General features: G+C 39.7%; 1 protein-coding gene. It reads right to left on the bottom strand.

Annotation, left to right across the window (positions count from 1 at the left end; genetic code table 11):
- Positions 1 to 15 precede the first annotated feature (15 nt).
- Positions 16 to 1,179 (bottom strand): IS4 family transposase, encoded by a 1,164-nt coding sequence (locus tag ACRHOZ_RS20815; protein ID WP_093980793.1) that lies wholly within the window; start codon positions 1,177 to 1,179, stop codon positions 16 to 18.
- Positions 1,180 to 1,306 lie beyond the last annotated feature (127 nt).

Genomic DNA, 1,306 nt, shown 5'->3' with positions numbered 1-1,306 from the left:
ATCACTAGTGTCCACTTAAAATAAGTTGATTTTCAACTGGTTATCAGTTTGTTCATTGACATTATTGTAATTAGAATTTGTAAACAACTGTTTTACAGAAGTTTTGTCCAGTAGGGATACGCTGAGAACCTGTATGATTTCGTAGGTGGAATGCTCTATTTTATGTTCGTTTTTGAAAATAGAGACCAGACAATAGGTGATTATGGCCGCATTGATTTGTATGCGTACTGCATTTTCCGTGGTTCCCCAAAACGATTTTACCTTTAAGTGTTGCTTTATCCATTTAAAGAAAAGTTCCACCTGCCAACGTTGCTTGTACAGCAGTGCAACCTGTAATGCCGTCAGCTCAAAGTTGTTGGTCAAGAACACAAAGGTCCTGTCGTTTTCATTGTCATGGAATTTAATCCGTCTGATTTTATCAGGGTACTCCTTAGAGGTATAAAATCCGCTCATTTTTCCGGTTTGGTCAGCTTTCACTCCAGTGGATTTGTCAATCTTACAGGAATACATGCGATTGAATTTCAGGTTGGATTTGGCTCTTACCACGAAAAATGCCTGTTGGGTCGTGATGGTGTATAACCGATTAAAATCTACATAACCGCGGTCGAACACATAATAGGCCGATGGCTCGTAAATGAGATGGTCCATGGCATTGACATCATGTACGTCCGCTTCAGAAAAATGAACGAATGCAGGTATCCGGGTGGTAACATCAAATAAGGTGTGCAGTTTTATCCCCGCTTTTGCCTTGCGGAAAGTAGCCCACCAGAATACCCCCAGGCACAGATCAATGGTCGTGGAGTCAAAGGCATAAACCCTCCCGTTTATCCCTAAATCATTTTCACTACTCTTGCTTCTTGCCAGAGCTATTAGATAATTGGCATACTGTTCAAAAATCAGATAGGATCTTTTTTTATTGGCCTTTGCAAGGTTGCTCAAAGTAACACTTTTGCTAAACCCTAAATGGTAAGATTTGTTCTGGTGGGCTTTGATAACCACTAGCAGGTCCCGAAGGCTTTCCCTTCCGGAAACCTGACCAAAAACCATGCACATGAGCTGGTTCCAGCAAGTGAAGTGTCTTACATACTTGTTACCATTGTGTTTGGAAACAATCCTATCAAAAACCCGTTGGGGCAATAATTCAGTGAGTTGAGCGAAAACGTATTTGCCTTGATTCATAGGTTCGTGGAAAAATCACGAACTTAAAAAAAGTGCAATTCAAATCGTCACCGTCAAAAAACAGTGATATCTTTCTAATTATCAATAATTTCAAAGAACATTTTAAAATTTATAGTAGACACTAGTG

Source organism: Flagellimonas flava (assembly GCF_050617915.1).
Classification (GTDB): domain Bacteria; phylum Bacteroidota; class Bacteroidia; order Flavobacteriales; family Flavobacteriaceae; genus Flagellimonas; species Flagellimonas flava_A.
The sequence above is the reverse complement of the archived record's forward strand: the minus strand, read 5'-3'. Positions and strand labels throughout refer to the sequence as shown.

Excerpts from the sequence above, each read along its gene's own strand:
- ACRHOZ_RS20815 (WP_093980793.1), bottom strand. The coding sequence starts at position 1,179 with ATGAATCAAGGCAAATACGTTTTCGCTCAACTCACTGAATTATTGCCC.